This is a genomic window from Gordonia metallireducens (assembly GCF_021245825.1).
GTDB classification, from domain to species: domain Bacteria; phylum Actinomycetota; class Actinomycetes; order Mycobacteriales; family Mycobacteriaceae; genus Gordonia; species Gordonia namibiensis.
Genome location: NZ_JAJQJP010000018.1, coordinates 1 through 18020, shown reverse-complemented (window position 1 = coordinate 18020; position 18020 = coordinate 1). Strand labels below are relative to the sequence as shown.

Here is an 18020-nt window from a genome sequence, read left to right as displayed (position 1 = left end):
CCGATCGGTAGAGAGAATGCGCGCCATAACCCTGCGCTTTCTACAAAACGCTGGAGTTACTCCGGCTTGGTGCCGGTGACCACCACGTTGTAGAAGAACTTCTGCGGGACGACCTTGCGCAGGACGTTCTCGTCCAGCCAGGTCAGACGCTTCCAGCCGCCGAATGCGAACCGCGCCCATCCCCAACCGAGCTTCTCCGGCGGAACCGCGGCCTCGAAGGTGCGGACCGGCCAGCCGAGCATGGCGGCGGCCAGTTCCTCGGTGGCGGTGGAGACCTTGGCAGCACCGGCGGAACGGGCGATGCCGGCCAGCTCGTCGGGATCGAAGGTGTGGATGTCGACGACGGCCTCGAGAGCGGCGGCGCGGGAGGACTCGTCGAGCTCCTCCTGCGGGCGACGCCAGCTCTGCAGCGGTCCGAACTTGGTGACGTTGGTGGTGACCGCCCACGTCGCGCGGCTCATCCAGCGCGCGTAGAAGTCACCGATGGTCGACGGCTCGCCGGCGAACAGGAACCGGCCGCCCGGCTTCAGCACGCGCAGCACCTCGCGGAGCGCCTGCTCGACGTCCGGGATGTGGTGCAGCACAGCGTGTCCGACGACGAGATCGAAGGTGTTGTCGTCATAGGGGATCTTCTCCGCGTCGGCGACCCGGCCGTCGACGTCGAGGCCCAGGTTCTCGGCGTTGCGCAGCGCGACCTTCACCATGCCCGGCGACAGGTCGGTGACCGAACCCTTCTCGGCCACACCGGACTGCATGAGGTTCAGCAGGAAGAAGCCGGTGCCGCAACCGAGTTCCATCGCACGCCCGTACGGCAGCGGCTCGTCGGTCTCGATGGCGTCGAAACGTCCACGCGCGTAATCGATGCAGCGCTCGTCGAAGCTGATCGACCACTTCTCGTCGTAGGTCTCGGCCTCCCAGTCGTGGTAGAGCACCTGGGCGAGCTTGGTGTCCTTCAGAGCGGCCTGCACCTGCTCCTCTGTGGCATGCGGATTCGGCGCCGGATCGATACCCGGGGTGGCGTCGGTGGTCATGATCGCTTCCTTGTCGCGTGGGTCGGTCACTACTGATGTCTGTATGGGGCGTCGCTCAGCGTTCGAGGGTCGCTTCGCTCAGCGCCCGGTGAACTTCGCCTTGCCGGGGCCGTTCTCCACGAACGACTTCATGCCGATGGCACGGTCCTCGGTGGCGAACAGCGCGGCGAAGAGCTGTTCTTCGATCTTGAGTCCGGTGTCGAGGTCGACGCCGAGGCCCTGGTCGACGGCCTTCTTGGCGGCGGCGATCGCCACCGACGCGGCGCCGGTGAACTGCCCTGCCCAGGCGAGGGCGGCGTTGTAGACCTCGTCGGGGGCGACGACCTCGTCGACCAGGCCGATGGCGAGTGCCTCCTCGGCGCCGACGAAGCGGCCGGTGAAGATGAGGTCCTTGGCCTTGGCCGGTCCGATGAGTCGCGCCAGACGCTGCGTGCCGCCGCCACCGGGGATGAGTCCGAGCAGGACTTCGGGGACGCCGAGCTTCGCATTGTCACCGGCGATCCGGCGGTCGGCTCCCAAAGCGACTTCGAGGCCACCGCCCAGCGCGTAGCCGGTGATGGCCGCGACCGTGGGCTTCGGGATCTCGGAGATGGCGCCGAGGTCGCGCTGCAGTCGACCGGCGACCTTGCTCATCTCGGCGTAACCGAGGTCGTTCATCTCTTTGATGTCGGCGCCGGCGGCGAGGACCTTGGGTCCGCCGTAGACGACGACGGCCTTGATGTCGTCGCGGAGCGTCGCCTCCTCGGCGGCCGCGGCCAGCTCGGCCTGCACCTGGCGGCTCAACGCGTTCATCGGCGGGCGGGCCAGCAGGATGGTGCCCACGCCGGGATGATCGTCGGACGTTTCGAGGGTCACGAACTCAGGCATTCTCGAAGGCTACCGTCTGGTAAGTCGGCCCGGTGTCGCAGGCCGGTGTCACCGGTCCCGGAGATCCCACGCGTCACATCGAACCGCCCTACAGTGGGCGACATGGCCAAAGGCGCGGGTTCCGCAGGTGAGCCGATCGAGCTGACGGTGGGTGATCGCACCGTCCGCCTGTCGAGTCCGGATCGCGTGTACTTCACCGAGCGGGGTGAGACCAAGCGCGACCTCGCCGAGTACTACCTGTCGGTCGGCGACGGCATCGTGCGGGCCCTGCGCGAACGTCCCTGCATGCTGCACCGTTTCCCCAAGGGCGTCAGCGGCAACAAGGTGCACCAGAAGCGGGTCCCGGCGGGCGCACCGGACTGGTTGGAGACCACCGAGATCTACTTCCCCCGGTACGGGCGGACCGCCGACGAGCTGTGCGTGACCGAGCTGGCATCGGTGATCTGGGCGGTGCAGATGTCGACGGTCGAGTTCCACCCCTGGAACTCGCGTCGCGCCGACCCCGAGTCCCCCGACGAGTGGCGCATCGATCTCGACCCCATGCCGGACTGCACCTTCTCGCGTATCCAGCGGGTGTCCCACGTCGTCGAGGAGGTCCTCGACGAGCTGGGCATGCGCGGCTTCCCGAAGACCTCGGGTGGTCGCGGTCTGCACATCTATGTGCGCATCGCCCCCGAATGGGGTTTCCCGCAGGTACGACGCGCCGCGCTCGCCTTCGCCCGCGAGGTCGAGCGTCGCGCCCCCAAGGACGTCACGACGACCTGGTGGCGCAAGGACCGCGACCCGGCGGCGGTGTTCGTCGACTACAACCAGAACACCCGCGACCACACCATGGCGTCGGCCTACTCGGTACGGGGGAACCAGCGTGCGACGGTGTCCACGCCGATCCGCTGGAACGAGATCGACGACATCGAACCCGACGACTTCACCATCGCCACCGTGCCCGCGCGGTTCGCGGAGCTCGGAGACCTGCACGCCGAGATCGACGACGTCGCCTACCGGCTCGACACCCTGCTCGAGTGGGCCGATCGCGAGGAGATCGGCGAGGACGAGGACGAGACCGTCGATCTCGACGAAGCCTGAGGTCTAGAGCGTGATCTCCGGCGGCGTCTGATCGCCGAGCGTGCGGAAGTACTCGTCCGAGCCCGGGAACCCGAGTCCGGCGAGCCCGGCGCCCGGGGTGGTGTTCGGGAGGATGCATTCGATGGACCGCTCGGCGGCCAGCAGCTCCTCGACGCGCGGGAAGCCGCTGACGTAGTGGAGCTGCGCCCAGGTCGGCGGCATCAGGAAGTGCTTGCCGTCGGCCCAGGTGTCGATCGCCACGCGGGCGTTGACCCAGCGCGCCACCTCGGCCTCGGTGGTCTCGGCGTCGGCCTTCTGGCCCTCGGGCATGGCGGCGAGGAAGAAGCGGGTGTCGTAGCGCCGCTTCTCGTTGACCGGGGTGATCCAGTGTGCGAGCGGACTCAGCAGATCGGCACGCAAGGTGAGGCCGCGGGCGGTGAGGAACTCCGCGAAGGACAGCGACTTCTCGACGAGGCGCTGCCGGTCGTCCGCGAGCGCGCCCGGGTCGGCGAAGGACCCGTCGGCGGTGGTCGCGAGCAGGACCCCGCACTCCTCGAAGGTCTCGCGGACGGCTGCGCACACGAGCGCCTGGGCGAGCTCGTCATCGGTGTTGAACTGCGACGCCCACCATGCGGCGTCCGGCCCGGTCCAGGCCACGTGGGCGCCGGCATCGCGCTTGTCGACGCCGCCACCGGGGAAGACGGTCATGCCGCCGGCGAAGGCCATCTGCTTCACCCGACGCTGCAGGAACACCTCGATGCCGTCGGCGGAGTCCCGGACCAGGACGACCGTCGCGGCGTCGCGGATCGGTGCGGACACGACCTCGGGTCCCTGATCGGTGGATGTCATCGGTTGCCTCCTGCTCGACGGTGACCGCCCGCGCGGCGACGGCGTCGAGCGAAATACCGGCCGTCGACCTTGTCGAGGATGATCTGCTGCCGGAAGGCGGCCGTCAGGTTCTCGCTGGTCATGACCTCCTCGAGGAGGCCCTGAGCCACGACACCACCCTCGGACAGGATCAGCGCGTGCGTGAACCCCTCCGGGATCTCCTCCACATGATGGGTGATCAGCACGATGGCGGGGGCATCGGGGTCGGCGGCGAGGGTGGCGAGACGGTCGACGAGTTCCTCACGGCCGCCGAGGTCGAGACCTGCGGCCGGCTCGTCGAGCAGCAGCAGTTCGGGGTCGGTCATGAGAGCGCGGGCGATGATGACGCGCTTGCGCTCCCCCTCCGACAGGGTCCCGAAGGTGCGTTCGGCGAGATGCTCGGCGCCCATCGACTCCAGCGATTCGACGGCCTGGTCGCGGTCCATGTCGTCGTACGCCTCGCGCCAGCGGCCCAGGACCGCGTAACCCGCAGAGATGACGACGTCGCTGACGACCTCGTGGTCGGGCACCCGGTCGACGAGGGCGGGACTGGCGACGCCGATCCGCGTCGCGAGTTCGCGGATCTCGATCCGGCCCAGCTTCTCGTTCAGCACGAACGCCGTGCCCGAGGTCGGGTGGACCTCCGCACCGGCGAGGCGCAGCAGGGTCGTCTTACCGGCGCCGTTCGGGCCGATGATGACCCAGCGTTCGTCGAGTTCGACCTGCCAGGACACCGGGCCGACGAGCGTTTTGCCGCCGCGGACGATCGCGACGTCGCGGAAGTCGATCAAGAGGTCGGGATCGGATTCGGTCACGCCCCCTATCCTGCCTCACGCCCGGGCGTTCGACCGGTTCGGATGAGCCGTGTCGGGGACGGCCGGTGTGAGCTGCGTCGAAGGGACCGGGCGGGAATACTCCGACCCGTCCGGCGGGTTGATGGACTACGTGACCGCTCAAAACCTTCCTCTGTCCATCCTGGATCTCGCCACCGTCGGCCGCGACGAGACCGTCGCGGAAAGCCTTGCCGCCAGTGTCGATCTCGCGCAGAACGCGGAGAAGTGGGGATACAAGCGGATCTGGTACGCCGAACACCACAACATGTCGGCGATCGCGTCGTCGGCGCCTGCTGTGCTCATCGCGCACATCGCCGCCCACACCTCGACCATCCGCCTGGGTGCCGGCGGCGTCATGCTGCCCAACCACGCCCCGCTCACCATCGCCGAGCAGTTCGGCACCCTCGCCGAGCTGCATCCCGGCCGCATCGACCTCGGACTCGGCCGCGCGCCGGGCAGCGACCAGCAGACCTTCCAGGCACTGCGTCGGACGCACGCCTCGGCCGAGCGTTTCCCCCACGACGTGCTCGAGCTGCAGGCGTTCCTCGGCGACGAATCACGCATCGAAGGGGTCCGTGCGACCCCGGGTGCCGGGACCCACGTCCCTCTCTACATCCTTGGTTCGTCGCTGTTCGGCGCACAGCTCGCTGCCGCCCTCGGACTCCCCTACGCCTTCGCGTCCCACTTCGCACCGCAGGCCCTCACGCAGGCAGTCGAGTTGTACCGCCGCGAGTTCCGGCCGTCGGAGGTCCTCGCCGAGCCGTATGTGATCGCCGGTGTCGGCGTGATCGCCGACGACGACCCGGACGTAGCGCAGCAGCAGTTGCAGATCGCCCGACGCAACCGTGTCTCACTTCTGTACGGACGCGGCCGGACCTTCACCGACGAGGAGGCCGACGCCGTCCTGTCGATGCCCCAGGGGCGCCAGATCGACGAGATGCTCACCTATGCCGGCATCGGAACACCCGACGAGGTGCGCCAGTACCTGAGCTGGTTCGCCGGGCATGCCGACGCCGACGAGCTGATCGTCGCGTCGCTGGCGCCGAGCCGCGATGTCTGGATGAGCACGCTCGGACACCTCGCCCCGGCGAATTCACCGGTCGCCGTGGGCAGTTGATCCCGGCGGCGGGCCTCAGTCCTCGAGCCGGAAGTCCGCGAAGTCGAAGCCTGGCACGACGACGCAGCTGACCAGAGCCGCCTCGTCGCCGACGGGGCGGGCACGCTGCCACACGCCGGGCGGCACCAGCGCCTGCGGATGCTGTCCGGCCTCGATGTCGGGCCCGACGATGATCGGGGTCGGGTCGCCGGGGGCCTCGCCGTCGCCGCCGAGATCGAGTTGGACCGGCGCCCCGCGGTGGTGCAGCCAGATCTCCGAGCTGCGTACGGTGCGCCAGGCCGACTGTTGGCCGGGCATCAGAACGAAGTAGATGGCGGTCCCGGCCGCCCGGTCACCGGTGTAACCGGCCGGGAGCACCGCGTTCGGCAGACCCACCTCGCTGCGCCAGGTCTCGCGGAACCAGCCACCCTCCGGGTGCGGTTGCAGGTCAAGGCTTTTCGCCCAGTCCGGTAGCTCGCTAGCGCTCATCTGCTCCCCTGTCTCGTGATCAGTTCCCGACGACCTCGGCGATGACGGTGACCGAACCGGGCGCGATCTCGGTGAAGCCGGCGTCGCGGACCGCGACCGCGGTTCCGGCGGCATCGGCGTCGAGCAGATCCCGCCACCGTTCTGGGGTGGCCTCACGCACCGCCAGCGGACACTCGTCGAGCCGCCACCGGATCGCCTCGTCGGCGTCGAGCAACTTCGCGGCGAGCATCGAAGCGTGCCCGACCTGTGCGGCGAGCTTGCCGACGGTCATGTCGAGTCCGGGATTGGTCCACAGCACCACGCCGTGATCTGGCTTCTCTGTGCGCGGTGCGCCGTCGACCTCGGTGCCGCCGATCTGCAGCTTCTTCACCCGACGGTCGAGATCGCCGACGCGGCCGGGTACGAACGCACGCGCCTCGGCGTCGCCCTCGGTGGCGGTCACGCCCCACACCTCTTGCGCCGCAGCCCATTGCGCCCCACGCGCACGGCGGGCGATCTTGCGGATTCGCGCGTTGCACCAGTCGTCCATCGGCTTCGCCCACGGCCCGTCTCCGGCTGCGCGGTCGTCGAGACACAGCAGTGCGACGGCCCGCGCGGCCGCGGTCAGCAGATCGGTGCGATTCGGCGGATCGGATTTCTCGATGCGCAGTACCATCGCCATCGCCAGGACGTCGGCCGGGTCCTCGGGATCCTCACCGCCACCGACGTATCCGACGAGGCGTCGATGGTTCGTCACCACTGCATCGGGGGTGACGGGTGGCCGCGTCGAATTGTCGGGTTCCCCGGTCACGGCGTCGGGCGGCACCGGCGAACCCGTGACGTCAGCGCTGTCCGACATGTCCACACGTCAGCCGAGCGGGACCCGCCGGTACACGCCGTCGGCGGCGTCCGCGGCCTCGATCTCGTCGCGTGAGACGCCGAGGATGAACAGCACGGCGTCGAGGAACGGATGGTTGAGCGTCGCGTCGGCGACCTCTCGCAACGCGGGCTTCGCGTTGAAGGCGATGCCGAGTCCAGCGACGCTGAGCATGTCGATGTCGTTGGCACCGTCGCCGACGGCGATCGTCTGCTCCATCGGCACACCGACCTGATCGGCGAAGGAGCGGAGCGCATGCGCCTTGCCGGTCCGGTCGACGATCTCGCCGATCACACGTCCGGTGAGCTTGCCGTCGACGATCTCGAGGGTGTTCGCGCGCACGAAGTCGAGTTCGAGTTCGTGGGCCAGCCCGTCGATGACCTGCCGGAATCCGCCGGACACCAGGCCGCAGTGGAAACCGAGCCGATGCAGCGTGCGGATCGTGGTGCGCGCACCAGGAGTGAGCTGCAGGGACTTCGCGACGTCGTCGATGACCCCGGCGTCAAGCCCGGCGAGGGCCGCGACGCGCTGATGCAGCGACTGCTCGAAGTCGAGTTCACCGCGCATGGCGGCTTCGGTGACCGCCGCGACCTCGGCCTCGCGGCCGGCCTTCGCGGCGAGCATCTCGATGACCTCACCCTGGATGAGGGTGGAGTCGACGTCGAAGACGATGAGGCGCTTGGCACGTCGGGCCAGACCACCGCGTTCGACGGCGATGTCGACCGAGTGCTTCGCGGCGACCTCGGCGAGACCCTTGCGCAGGGCCGCGTCGGCGGCCACCCCGCCGCGTCCGGCCACGCTGACCATCAGTTCGAGGCCGGTGAGCGGATAGTCGGCGATACCGCGGATCGAGTCGATGTTTCCGCCCTGACCGGCGAGTTTCGCGGCGACCGCGCTGAAGGCGGTGGCCGTGACCGGACTGCCCAGGATCACGACGGCATGAGACGAGGTCGAACGGCTACCCGAATCGACACCGATCTCCACCCGCACGTCGAAGCCGATGGAGGCCATCGCCTGCTCGACGATCTCCTGCAGCGTCTCGGGATCTCCGTTCGCGGAGACGAGCACGCCGAGCGTCAGCTGACCGCGGATGACCACCTGCTCGACGTCGAGCAGTGCCACGGCCTGACCGGCCAGGGCACCCATGAGAACAGAGGTGACACCTGGCCGGTCGGGACCGGTGACAGTGAAGAGAACGGTCGTACCGGTAGTGCCTGTTGAGTCGTTGCCCACCGGTCAGCGCGGATCGGGATCAGGCGATCCCTCGTGCGATCCCACGGTGAACGGCTCGCGACGAGCCTCTTCCATCTGGCGATCCTTGCCCGCGTCGTGACCCGGGCCGACATGAGCCTCGGCACGCATCCGCTCGATCATGTGCGGGTAGTGCAGCTCGAAGGCCGGACGCTCCGAACGGATGCGGGGCAGCTCGGTGAAGTTGTGGCGCGGCGGCGGCGACGAGGTCGCCCACTCCAGCGAGTTGCCGAAGCCCCACGGATCGTCGACGGTCACGACCTCGCCGTAGCGGTAGCTGCGGAAGACGTTCCACAGGAACGGCAGGGTCGACAGGCCGAGGATGAACGCACCGACGGTCGAGATGGTGTTCAGCGTGGTGAAGCCATCCGACGGCAGGTAGTCGGCGTAACGACGCGGCATGCCCTCGTTGCCCAGCCAGTGCTGCACCAGGAACGTCATGTGGAAGCCGATGAACGTCAGCCAGAAGTGGATCTTGCCGAGGCGCTCGTCGAGCATGCGTCCGGTCATCTTCGGGAACCAGAAGTAGATGCCGGCGTAGGTGGCGAACACGATGGTTCCGAAGAGCACGTAGTGGAAGTGCGCGACCACGAAGTAGCTGTCGGACAGGTGGAAGTCCAGCGGCGGGCTCGCGAGCAGGACGCCGGTCAGACCACCGAAGAGGAAGGTCACGATGAAGCCGACGGAGAACAGCATCGGCGTCTCGAACGTGATGTGACCTCGCCACATCGTTCCGATCCAGTTGAAGAACTTCACGCCGGTCGGAACCGCGATCAGGAACGTCATGAAGGAGAAGAACGGCAGCAGCACGGCGCCGGTGACGTACATGTGGTGCGCCCACACCGCGGCCGACAGGGCGGCGATGGCCAGGGTCGCGTAGATCAGGCCCGAGTATCCGAAGATCGGCTTACGCGAGAAGACCGGGAAGACCTCCGAGACGATGCCGAAGAACGGCAGCGCGATGACGTACACCTCGGGGTGTCCGAAGAACCAGAACAGGTGCTGCCACAGGATGACACCGCCGTTGGCCGGGTCGTAGATGTGGGCGCCGAACTGGCGGTCGACCTCGAGGCCCATCAGGGCAGCGGTCAGCAGCGGGAAGATCAGCAGGATGAGCACGCTGGTCACCAGGATGTTCCAGGTGAAGATCGGCATGCGGAACATCGTCATACCGGGTGCACGGAGGCAGACCACGGTGGTGACCATGTTGACCGCGCCGAGGATGGTGCCCAGACCGGACACACCCAGACCCATGATCCACAGGTCGGCACCGAGGCCGGGGCTGTGTACGGCGTCGGTCAGCGGCGTGTACGCCGTCCAACCGAAGTCGGCGGCACCGCCCGGGGTGATGAAGCCGGCGATGGCGATGGTCGAACCGAAGACGAACAGCCAGAAGCCGAGTGCGTTCAGTCGCGGGAAGGCGACGTCGGGCGAACCGATCTGCAGCGGCAACACGAAGTTGGCGAAGCCGATGACGATCGGGGTCGCGTACATCAGCAGCATCACGGTGCCGTGCATCGTGAAGAGCTGGTTGAACTGCTCTGTCGACAGGAACTGCATGCCCGGAGCCGCGAGCTCACCACGCATCAGCAGGGCCATCAGGCCGCCGATGAGGAAGAACGCGAAACATGCAGTGATGTACATCATGCCGATCAGCTTGTGATCGGTCGTCGTCAACAGCTTGTAGATGAACGAACCCTTGGGCTGATAGCGCTCCGGGAATGGTCGCACTGGAGCCACTTGCGTGGTGGGTTGGTCTACCGCGGTCACAGATCCTCCTCTTGCGCGAGCTCGACGTCGAACCCCTTCGAACGTCGGTCGGCACATGAACACAAACCGAGCGCTGAGTACTGATCCTAAACCCTTCCCGACGCCCGGGCCGAACGGGTCCTACGATCTGTCGTATTCGACGCCCGACGCACCACATCGGCCGTGCTCAAACCCTTTTCCTCCTTCGACGCGCCGGGTGGTCTGGCGACCCCGCTCGGTGTCTGCGGCCGACGGTCTGGCGGCCCCGTGGAAGCCTACGCTCGACGCCCCGGCGCCGGTGCTAGGTTGGGCGGGTGCAGAGCAGGGGTAACGGGGTCACGGATGTACGTGTTCGTCGTGTTCGGGGTCGCCGGCCCGTCTGGGCAGCGGCGGCCCTCGGCATGGTCGTCGTCGCTGCAGCGGCGTGCTCGAGTGACGAGCAGCTGACCACTCCCGACGGCTCCCCCATCTCGACCACCGTCACGCGCGTCGCGGAGGTCAACATCGTCTCCCCCGAGCGTGACTTCTCGAAGACGTGTCTCGCGCCCACGGCCGCCGAATCCGGCACCACCGACGCCGCCCGGATCGTGGTGACCGATCCGACGCTCCTCGACGCACTGTGTGCTCTCGGCATGGGCGACAAGGTGGCCGCCGTGACCGCCGCTCCCGGCTCGGTGCCCGCGTACCTCGGGCCGCAACTGACGTCCGTACCGGCGATCGGGGCCACCCCCGACGCCGCTACGGTTGCGGAGGCCGACGCCGACCTCGTCCTCACGACGCCCGAGACCGTTGCGGCGTCGAAGACCTTCCGCGATGTCCGCTCGGTGACCATCCCGGCCGGCGACTGGCAGGAACAGTTCCAGGCGGTGGCCGACGCGGTCGACCGCAGCGAGGCCGGCCGTCAGCGTCTGGCCGAGTTCACCACAGAGGCCGCCAAGACCGGCAGGCGCATGGACGCCTCGCACACCCAGGTGTCGCTGGTCCGGTTCGGCGAGGACTCGGAGACCATCGCCGGCATGGACACTTTCGCCGGCCAGATCCTCGGCGAGATCGGCGTGCAGCGACCCGCTCCGCAACGGGTCCCCGACTCCTTCCCCGTCACGTCCGAGAACTTCCGCGAGGCCGAAGGTGACCTCATCTATGTGAGCTTCGAGGGCGAGAAGGGCCAGCAGCACGGCGAAGAAGTTCTGCTCAGCGACGAGTGGCTGGGCCTCGGCGCCTCGATGTGGAAGCGCGTCCTCGCCGTCGACGACGCCGTCTGGTACGACTCCTCCGGCCTCGCCGCCGCCTGGCTGGTCCTCAACGACGTCAAGGGTTCGCTCGACGGCAACTCCTGAGGACTGCCGGTCGGACAGAGTGCGGCCTGGGTGTCGCCATCCGGCTCTGACGACGACTCTGCGGGGACCTGGTTACAGGCCGCCACTTTTCGGAGTCGAGGGATCAGCGCCCGCCCACGCGTCGAAGCTGCTCGAGCATGTGCGCGCGAACGTCCTCGATGATCTGCGCCTGCCGCCCGTCGGGCAGCCAGCCTCCTGCGGCGTCCATTTCTGCGTCCACAGCCTCATCGACGCGGCGCCGGAACTCTGCATTCCGCGCGTGTTCGTCGGTGGCCCACCGCTGTAGATCTGCGAAGTCGTCACCCGTCCGACCTGGATCGGGCACGGGGCCGGCTGGTGGGCTTTGGAACGAAACATCCGGGAACTCAAGGTTGTTGGCTCGATGCGTCGCGGTGGCCACGTCGTCCATCGCGCGCTCGAGGGCGCGGAAAGCCGCGTCGAATTCCGGGAATGTCATGTCATGCCTTCGCGTGTGGTCACCACTCCAGGACCTTGAGTACCTTCTCGGTCTGCGGAGCGGTGGCCCTGCACTTCTCGGCGCCTTCGGCGTCGCTGTCCGAGTTGATGGTCACGCGCAACCCGTACCCTTCGGGCGACTTCGGTGTCTTGACGAACGCCGTGCACGTGGAGCCGCCACCGACCTTGCTCGGATACCCGGTGCCTGAACCCACCGGGTATGCCGCCGACTCGTCGCTCGCCGTAGAGATGAAGACCTCTTCGTTCGCGGGCTTGAACACCTCGATCGCCAGCGAGCCATAGCCGGGGCTGACCGGCCACTTGCAGCCCGGGCGTCCCCGGTCCTCTGTTGGTTCCGGGCTCCCGTCAACCGGTCCGGTCTTCAGAGGAGCGATGTCGGCTTCGGTCAGGGCGCTGCAGATGTCGTCACCCGATGCGAAAGTGATGTTCGTCGGGCTCCCCGAGTTGCCCGCCGAGGAGGCAATGCTGCTCGGAGTTCCCGGAGCCGGGTCGCCACCGGATTCTTCACTCCCGCAAGCGCTGATCATCAGCGTCCCAGCTGCTGCGGTCACAACGAGACCGGTTCGCAGACCAATCATTTAGCGTCCTCCCATAGTTCAGGTCCCGTTCCCGGGGCGTAGGCATCCGACGGAGTGTCAGCCAACCGATCGATGTCGGCAGTTGTCAGGGTGTCAGCCGTGAGTTCGCCGCGATCCTCGACCTTGTCGACATAGTCGGTAAAAGGTTTCAGTTCGTCCATGATGCGGTCCTCGGCCTTGCCCTTGGCGAAGCCGATCGGGTCCTCGCAGAACGCGAGGAACGTCTTCAGTGCGTCGATTCCCTCTTTGACTTCTTTCACCAGGGAGTCGGCCTGCTGACCGACCTCGACAAGCATGGCGGTCACTTCAGCGATCGCGGCGGCGGTACCGGCTCCGGGGACGAACTTCGCGGCGAGTTTGAGGGCCCCGGTGAAGCCATCGACCCTCACGATTCGTGAGAGGCCCTTCTTGACCAGTTCCACGACAGCTTTGGCTGCGGCTTCCAAGGCCTCCGCCGCCTTTGCGAGACCGCGATCGATGAGCCTCCCGACCGCGCCTTCCCACTCAAGACCCCGCTGCATGTCGAAGCTGTAGGAGGAGTAGGCGACAGCCGCGCGGCCATCCCAGTGACTGTCGACTTCGCGGTGACCTGTGGCCAGGTCGGATGCCGCGGCGGTCAGCGCAGCCCCGGATTTTCCGTATGTCTTGCCGATGCGCTTCAGCTCCGTGAAGTTGCCGGCCACCGGCTCGAGCGCCGCCTCGATCGGGCTCCAACCGCTCAGATCTTTGATGAACGCATCCGCGTCGGCCAGCCACCCAGCCGTCTCGCTGATGATGGCGTTCCAGTCGACGTTCTCCGCGGGTGGCGGCGATACGTCAACCGTCTGAGGCGGCGGAAATGCATGAGCACCGTCGACGTCCCTCACCGCTTCGTAGCGGCGCACGGGGTCGGACACGACCCCGAGCTCCACCAGCAACGGGGACGCGAACGGGTTGGAGTTGTACTCGGTGGTCTCGGTATTCCGGATACCGAGGCTCGCGTCATGATCGGTGCTGGTGTAGTTCCACGCCGCCTGTTTCAGGCTGACGCTGGTCCCGTAGAGCGCAGGCACGAACTTCGCCTGGCGTTGAGCAGTGCCGTCCGAGAGAGCGTCGACCGGCCCTCTCAGCGAACCCATCAGACCTCGGAAGTCACCAGTCGACCCGCTGTGGTCATGAACCAGGGTCCGCCAGCACGTTGGTACTCAGTATTTGAACATGGTTCCCCAGCCCACAGATCCACTCCGGTTCAGCTTTCAACGTCTCCGCCACCCGGCGGCCCCCCGATCTGTCGATCCCCCGAAATCAACGTCCGCCGACCGTATCAACCGAGCTTCCGGCGCTACGCAACCAGTCCACAGGCTCAGCCTGACGAGCAGGCACCGCCGCTAGCACCTGTTCTGCAGCAGTCACCCTTTTTCACTCACGCGAGGTCAAACCCTCGCCCCAGACGTTCTGACGTATCACTGTTTGCGCATGACTGTCACCGATCAGTACCTGGCCAACAACGCCGAATACGCCAAATCGTTCAACGGCCCGCTGCCGCTCCCGCCGAGCAAGCACATCGCCATCGTCGCGTGCATGGACGCCCGCCTCGACGTCTATCGCGCCCTCGGCATCAACGAGGGCGAGGCCCACGTGATCCGCAATGCCGGCGGCGTCGTCACCGCCGACGAGATCCGCTCTCTCGCGATCAGTCAGCGCCTTCTCGGAACCACCGAGATCGTCCTGATCCACCACACCGACTGCGGAATGCTCACCTTCACCGACGACGACTTCAAGCGCGACATCCAGGCCGAGATCGGTCAGAAGCCGGAATGGGCCGCCGAGGCGTTCAGCGACCTCGACGAGGACGTGCGCCAGTCGCTCAACCGCATCAAGAACAGCCCGTACATCACCAAGACCAGCTCGCTGCGCGGGTTCGTCTTCGACGTCGCGACCGGTCTTCTCCGCGAGGTCTCTTGACCTTTCTGATCTGTAGACAGAACTGACCGGGTACGCGCACTGCTGCGTATCCGGTCAGTCGCTTCTCGTCAGGCCCCGGAGTCGTCCGAGCGCTTCACCGCGTCGGGCGCGTTCTCCCGGGTCGCCATGCCGCCCTCACGTCCGTGGTCCTTGGGGCCGGGCGGGTCCTTGCGAACCTCGGCAGTGCCCTCGTCATGTTCGGCCTGCTGGTCCTTCGACTGTCCCATCGGTGCCTCCTCGCACTCGTGATGCCGCTGTGCCTGCGAATCGATCTTCTCCCTTACCCGCGACGATCGACGGGGAAACCGCCGTGTCGGGGGCCGTCGTTAGACTGGCGGGCGATCCTCGATGCCATCAGAATCGCAGCTCAGTGGGCCGACTCCCCCGGACTCCGCCCCGACGCCTCGTTCCCTCGCACCGCTTCACGCCCTGTGGCGACCCGGTGTGGGTATGGCCGTGTGGGTCGACGGCGAACCGGCCGACCTGCCGGAGCCGCTCCGTGACGCCCTGTCCGGCCGCCGGTTCCGCAGCGAGATCCCGATCGTCGGCGAGGGCAACCGACGGCAGTTCGTCCGTGCTGCGACGCTCGGCCTGACCTCTGCGGTGTCCCTGCTCGACGTCTCGCGGTCGGTGACGGTCACCGGTGACGTCCGGTGGTACCGGTATCTGCTCGACGGCGTGCGATCATTCGTCGCCGCCGGCTCGGTGGCACCGTCGGTCGAGCAGGTTGCGGGCGAATGGTTGCTCCGCTGGGTCGTCATCCCGACGCCGACGTGGCGCAGCTGGCATGCCGTCGTCCTGGGGAGCGCTCCGGACTCTCTGCTGCACAACGGCTCCCACGCCGCGCTGGACGACTTCCTCGCCGAGCTCGTCGACCACGAGTGCCGCACCACGATCGCCCGCTCCGTCCCCCGGCTCGGCGAGCCGCGTCCGGCGTCGCCGGTGGTCCGAGCGCTGCTGCCCGGCACCGACGCCGGCCCGCCCTGTTCCCCCGAGCGACTCGCGGCCGCCGTGGGGAGCTGGTCCCGGTGGAATGCCGGGGTGCCGCGGGACGACCAGTCCCTCATCTTCCGTCTCCACGAACCCGAGTACGACGACCTCGCCGAGTCCCACTGGGACGACGCGTGGGACGACGACTCCTTCGACCTGCCGACCCGCGACGACGTCGCCGACGCCTCCCGGTGGCGACTCGAGGTCTGCCGGCGCAGCATCGACGGTCAGATCGAACCGGTGGCGCCTCATCGTCTCGACGCCCACGAGCTCGACGAGCTGACCACGGCGCTGGCCACCGCGGTACGCGAGTTCCCCGAACTCGACCGGGCCGACCCGGATCGCGGCTCCCTCGACTTCATGCTCCCCACCGACGTCGCCGCCGAGCTGTTCGCCACCGGCGCCGCCGCTCTCGGCGCCGCCGGCATCCCGGTGCTGCTCCCCCGCACCATCGCCGAGGTCCGACCAAGCCTCACCCTGCGCGCACTGCCCCCACCTGGTGGCGGCGCACCGGCGGCGATGGTCGGACTCCGCGAGATCCGCGAGTTCGAATGGCGCCTGGCTCTGGGTGACACTTCCGACGCCATCACCCTGACCGACGCCGACCTCGACGAGTTGTCCGGGCAGAAGGGCGATCTCGTCCGGGTACGCGGCGTGTGGGTTCGCGCCGAGGGATCGGCGCTGACGCGCGCCGCCGCATTCGTGGCAACCCAGCGGGCGCTCGCCGCATCCCAACCGCCCGCAGACTTCGGCGAACTGTTCGGCCTGGTGACGGGCGAGGCCGACAAGCTCCCGGTCCCGGTAACCCGGGTCGAAGGACTCTCGTGGCTCGACGACGTCGCCGAAGGGGGCGCCATCCGACCCGAGCCCGTCACTCCCCCAGCCGATCTGGAGGCCGTGCTGCGCCCCTATCAGCAGCGGGGTCTGGACTGGCTGGCACATCTGTCGAATCTGGGCGTCGGAGGAGTACTCGCCGACGACATGGGACTGGGCAAGACGCTGCAGGTGATCGCACTCGAGTGCCACGAGCGAAATGTGGTCGACGACACCCCCGGACCCACCCTGGTGGTCTGCCCGATGTCGCTGGTCGGCAACTGGTCTCGTGAGTTCGCACGTTTCGCGCCCACGCTGCGGGTGGCGATCCACCACGGCCCCTCGCGGGCATCGGGAGCCGCCTTCACCGCGATCCGGAACTCCGTCGACGTGGTGATCACGACCTTCGCGATCGCCGGCCGCGATCTCGAACTGCTCTCCGAACATCCCTGGCACCGCGTCGTCGTCGACGAGGCCCAACACCTCAAGAACGTCAACACGATTGCCTCCAAGGCCATCCGGAACATCCCCGCCGACCGACGCCTCGCGCTGACCGGCACCCCGGTGGAGAACCGCCTCGAGGACCTGCGCGCGGTGATCGACCTGGTGAACCCCGGACTGCTGGGGTCGGCGTCGGTGTTCCGTGCCCGATATGCCGAACCCATCGAACGCGACCGCGACCCCGGTGCCCTCCGACGCCTCTCCGCGATCACCCGGCCGTTCATCCTGCGCCGCGAGAAGACCGACCCCGCCATCGCCGCCGATCTGCCGGAGAAGGCGGATTTCGCGGTGCGCGCCAACCTCACCGTCGAGCAGGCCGCCCTCTACCGTGCGGTCATCGACGAACTCATGGCCGCGCTGCGCGACAAACAGCAACGCACCCTGCGACGTCGCAACGTGCTGGCCGCACTCACCCGACTCAAGCAGGTGTGCAACCACCCGGCGCACTACCTCGGCGACGGCACCGACCTCATCCGCGACGGCGAACACCGCTCGGGCAAGGTCGAATTGCTGGCCGACATCGTCTCCACCGTCGCCGACGAAGGTGACCGCGCACTCGTTTTCACCCAGTTCGCGGCATTCGGCGAGATGCTGTCGGGTTGGCTCGCCGAACAGTTCGGCACCGAGATCCCGTTGCTCCACGGCGGACTCGGCCGCACGGAACGCGATCGCATGGTCGCCGGCTTCCAGTCCGACGACGGCCCCCCGGTGATGCTGGCGACCCTCAAGGCGGGCGGTACCGGCCTCAACCTCACCGCGGCCAACCATGTCATCCACGTGGACCGTTGGTGGAATCCCGCCGTCGAGGACCAGGCCACCGACCGCGCCTACCGCATCGGCCAGAACCAGAAGGTGTCCGTGCACCGGTTCGTCTGCGTCGGCACCATCGAGGAACGGATCGACGACATGATCGCCAAGAAGCGCGAACTGTCGCGGCTCACCGTCGCCGCCGGCGAGAACTGGGTGTCTGACCTCGCCGACGACGAACTCTTCGAACTGTTCCGGCTCCGCGAGGAGGCGGTGAGCGAATGACCGTCCGCAAGAAGGGCACCCAGCGCAAGGGCGAACGCGGCACCATCGCCGTCCGCGGATACGGCCTCACACCGTGGTCGCGGGCGTTCGTCGACGGGTTCGGCATATCGGGCACGGAACACCGACGCCGACCCCAGCAGTCCGGGGTTCACCAGGTCGATCACCGCGCGCAGGTCCTCGAGGCGGTTCTCCACCGGGGTGCCGGTCAGCGCGAGGCGTCGGTCGGCGGGGATGTTCCGGATGGCCT

General features: G+C 67.8%; 17 protein-coding genes and 1 pseudogene. 5 read left to right on the top strand and 13 right to left on the bottom strand.

The features are described 5' to 3' along the window. Positions 1-56: 56 nt before the first annotated feature. Both LQD00_RS06025 and LQD00_RS06020 read right to left on the bottom strand, forming a co-directional pair. Positions 57-1031 (bottom strand): class I SAM-dependent methyltransferase, encoded by a 975-nt coding sequence (locus tag LQD00_RS06025; RefSeq protein WP_006865666.1) that lies wholly within the window; start codon positions 1029-1031, stop codon positions 57-59. Between the two features lie 78 nt (positions 1032-1109). Then, positions 1110-1898: an enoyl-CoA hydratase-related protein gene (locus tag LQD00_RS06020; RefSeq protein ID WP_005198736.1), complete on the bottom strand. Its 789-nt coding sequence runs from the start codon at positions 1896-1898 to the stop codon at positions 1110-1112. Positions 1899-2000: 102 nt separating this feature from the next. On the opposite strand from LQD00_RS06020, the gene ligD reads away from it, so the two are divergent. Beyond that, the gene (ligD, locus tag LQD00_RS06015) at positions 2001-2981 is read left to right on the top strand and encodes a non-homologous end-joining DNA ligase (protein WP_119032820.1); all 981 of its coding nucleotides are present in this window, start codon (positions 2001-2003) and stop codon (positions 2979-2981) included. 3 nt (positions 2982-2984) lie between these two features. Here the strand turns inward: ligD and LQD00_RS06010 are convergent, their stop codons facing one another. Further along, entirely contained in the window at positions 2985-3809 is an 825-nt protein-coding gene (locus LQD00_RS06010; RefSeq protein WP_119032821.1) for an NUDIX hydrolase, read from the bottom strand. Next, positions 3806-4642, bottom strand: a complete 837-nt coding sequence (locus LQD00_RS06005) for an ABC transporter ATP-binding protein (protein ID WP_232716105.1) — start codon at positions 4640-4642, stop codon at positions 3806-3808. The genes LQD00_RS06010 and LQD00_RS06005 overlap by 4 nt, the downstream gene beginning before the upstream one ends. A gap of 121 nt (positions 4643-4763) precedes the next feature. Here LQD00_RS06005 and LQD00_RS06000 point away from each other — a divergent pair, with 121 nt between their 5' ends. Beyond that, positions 4764-5777, top strand: a complete 1014-nt coding sequence (locus LQD00_RS06000) for an LLM class flavin-dependent oxidoreductase (RefSeq protein WP_232716163.1) — start codon at positions 4764-4766, stop codon at positions 5775-5777. 15 nt (positions 5778-5792) lie between these two features. Here the strand turns inward: LQD00_RS06000 and LQD00_RS05995 are convergent, their stop codons facing one another. Genes LQD00_RS05995 through ctaD form a run of 4 tightly spaced genes read right to left on the bottom strand, consistent with a single transcriptional unit; the run spans position 5793 to position 10122 of the window. Next, a complete protein-coding gene (locus LQD00_RS05995; RefSeq protein ID WP_232716104.1) occupies positions 5793-6245 on the bottom strand; it encodes a cupin domain-containing protein in 453 nt (150 codons plus the stop codon). Positions 6246-6264: 19 nt separating this feature from the next. Continuing rightward, positions 6265-7083, bottom strand: a complete 819-nt coding sequence (locus LQD00_RS05990; protein WP_232716103.1) for an aminoacyl-tRNA hydrolase — start codon at positions 7081-7083, stop codon at positions 6265-6267. A gap of 9 nt (positions 7084-7092) precedes the next feature. Then, entirely contained in the window at positions 7093-8334 is a 1242-nt protein-coding gene (serB, locus tag LQD00_RS05985) for a phosphoserine phosphatase SerB (protein WP_232716102.1), read from the bottom strand. A 3-nt stretch (positions 8335-8337) separates the two neighbouring features. Further along, a complete protein-coding gene (gene ctaD / locus LQD00_RS05980; RefSeq protein WP_232716101.1) occupies positions 8338-10122 on the bottom strand; it encodes an aa3-type cytochrome oxidase subunit I in 1785 nt (594 codons plus the stop codon). 380 nt (positions 10123-10502) lie between these two features. Between ctaD and LQD00_RS05975 the strand changes: the two genes are divergently transcribed. Beyond that, complete coding sequence (locus tag LQD00_RS05975) at positions 10503-11438, top strand: ABC transporter substrate-binding protein (RefSeq protein WP_232716161.1); 936 nt, start codon at positions 10503-10505, stop codon at positions 11436-11438. Positions 11439-11541: 103 nt separating this feature from the next. On the opposite strand, the gene LQD00_RS05970 is transcribed toward LQD00_RS05975, so the two are convergent. The 3 genes from LQD00_RS05970 to LQD00_RS05960 are packed head-to-tail and all read right to left on the bottom strand — an operon-like array spanning position 11542 to position 13611. Next, complete coding sequence (locus tag LQD00_RS05970; RefSeq protein ID WP_232716100.1) at positions 11542-11895, bottom strand: hypothetical protein; 354 nt, start codon at positions 11893-11895, stop codon at positions 11542-11544. A gap of 19 nt (positions 11896-11914) precedes the next feature. Then, positions 11915-12493, bottom strand: a complete 579-nt coding sequence (locus LQD00_RS05965) for a DUF3558 family protein (protein WP_232716099.1) — start codon at positions 12491-12493, stop codon at positions 11915-11917. Next, positions 12490-13611, bottom strand: coding sequence for a hypothetical protein (locus tag LQD00_RS05960; RefSeq protein ID WP_232716098.1), 1122 nt, complete (start codon positions 13609-13611; stop codon positions 12490-12492). Before LQD00_RS05960 ends, LQD00_RS05965 begins: the two co-directional genes overlap by 4 nt. A gap of 337 nt (positions 13612-13948) precedes the next feature. Here LQD00_RS05960 and LQD00_RS05955 point away from each other — a divergent pair, with 337 nt between their 5' ends. Further along, positions 13949-14437, top strand: a complete 489-nt coding sequence (locus LQD00_RS05955) for a beta-class carbonic anhydrase (RefSeq protein ID WP_232716097.1) — start codon at positions 13949-13951, stop codon at positions 14435-14437. A 68-nt stretch (positions 14438-14505) separates the two neighbouring features. On the opposite strand, the gene LQD00_RS05950 is transcribed toward LQD00_RS05955, so the two are convergent. Next, positions 14506-14664, bottom strand: coding sequence for a hypothetical protein (locus LQD00_RS05950; RefSeq protein WP_232716096.1), 159 nt, complete (start codon positions 14662-14664; stop codon positions 14506-14508). A 121-nt stretch (positions 14665-14785) separates the two neighbouring features. On the opposite strand from LQD00_RS05950, the gene LQD00_RS05945 reads away from it, so the two are divergent. Further along, a complete protein-coding gene (locus LQD00_RS05945; protein WP_232716095.1) occupies positions 14786-17773 on the top strand; it encodes a DEAD/DEAH box helicase in 2988 nt (995 codons plus the stop codon). 74 nt (positions 17774-17847) lie between these two features. Here the strand turns inward: LQD00_RS05945 and LQD00_RS22825 are convergent. Next, positions 17848-18020, bottom strand: a pseudogene (locus LQD00_RS22825) (SNF2-related protein); the annotation flags it as partial.

What these genes read in the sequence shown, in the direction of transcription:
- LQD00_RS06025 (WP_006865666.1), bottom strand. Translation starts at nt 1,031, where the DNA reads ATGACCACCGACGCCACCCCGGGTATCGATCCGGCGCCGAATCCGCAT.
- LQD00_RS06020 (WP_005198736.1), bottom strand. Translation starts at nt 1,898, where the DNA reads ATGCCTGAGTTCGTGACCCTCGAAACGTCCGACGATCATCCCGGCGTG.
- ligD (WP_119032820.1), top strand. Translation starts at nt 2,001, where the DNA reads ATGGCCAAAGGCGCGGGTTCCGCAGGTGAGCCGATCGAGCTGACGGTG.
- LQD00_RS06010 (WP_119032821.1), bottom strand. Translation starts at nt 3,809, where the DNA reads ATGACATCCACCGATCAGGGACCCGAGGTCGTGTCCGCACCGATCCGC.
- LQD00_RS06000 (WP_232716163.1), top strand. Translation starts at nt 4,764, where the DNA reads ATGGACTACGTGACCGCTCAAAACCTTCCTCTGTCCATCCTGGATCTC.
- LQD00_RS05995 (WP_232716104.1), bottom strand. Translation starts at nt 6,245, where the DNA reads ATGAGCGCTAGCGAGCTACCGGACTGGGCGAAAAGCCTTGACCTGCAA.
- LQD00_RS05990 (WP_232716103.1), bottom strand. Translation starts at nt 7,083, where the DNA reads ATGTCGGACAGCGCTGACGTCACGGGTTCGCCGGTGCCGCCCGACGCC.
- LQD00_RS05975 (WP_232716161.1), top strand. Translation starts at nt 10,503, where the DNA reads ATGGTCGTCGTCGCTGCAGCGGCGTGCTCGAGTGACGAGCAGCTGACC.
- LQD00_RS05970 (WP_232716100.1), bottom strand. Translation starts at nt 11,895, where the DNA reads ATGACATTCCCGGAATTCGACGCGGCTTTCCGCGCCCTCGAGCGCGCG.
- LQD00_RS05965 (WP_232716099.1), bottom strand. Translation starts at nt 12,493, where the DNA reads ATGATTGGTCTGCGAACCGGTCTCGTTGTGACCGCAGCAGCTGGGACG.
- LQD00_RS05960 (WP_232716098.1), bottom strand. Translation starts at nt 13,611, where the DNA reads ATGGGTTCGCTGAGAGGGCCGGTCGACGCTCTCTCGGACGGCACTGCT.
- LQD00_RS05955 (WP_232716097.1), top strand. Translation starts at nt 13,949, where the DNA reads ATGACTGTCACCGATCAGTACCTGGCCAACAACGCCGAATACGCCAAA.
- LQD00_RS05950 (WP_232716096.1), bottom strand. Translation starts at nt 14,664, where the DNA reads ATGGGACAGTCGAAGGACCAGCAGGCCGAACATGACGAGGGCACTGCC.
- LQD00_RS05945 (WP_232716095.1), top strand. Translation starts at nt 14,786, where the DNA reads ATGCCATCAGAATCGCAGCTCAGTGGGCCGACTCCCCCGGACTCCGCC.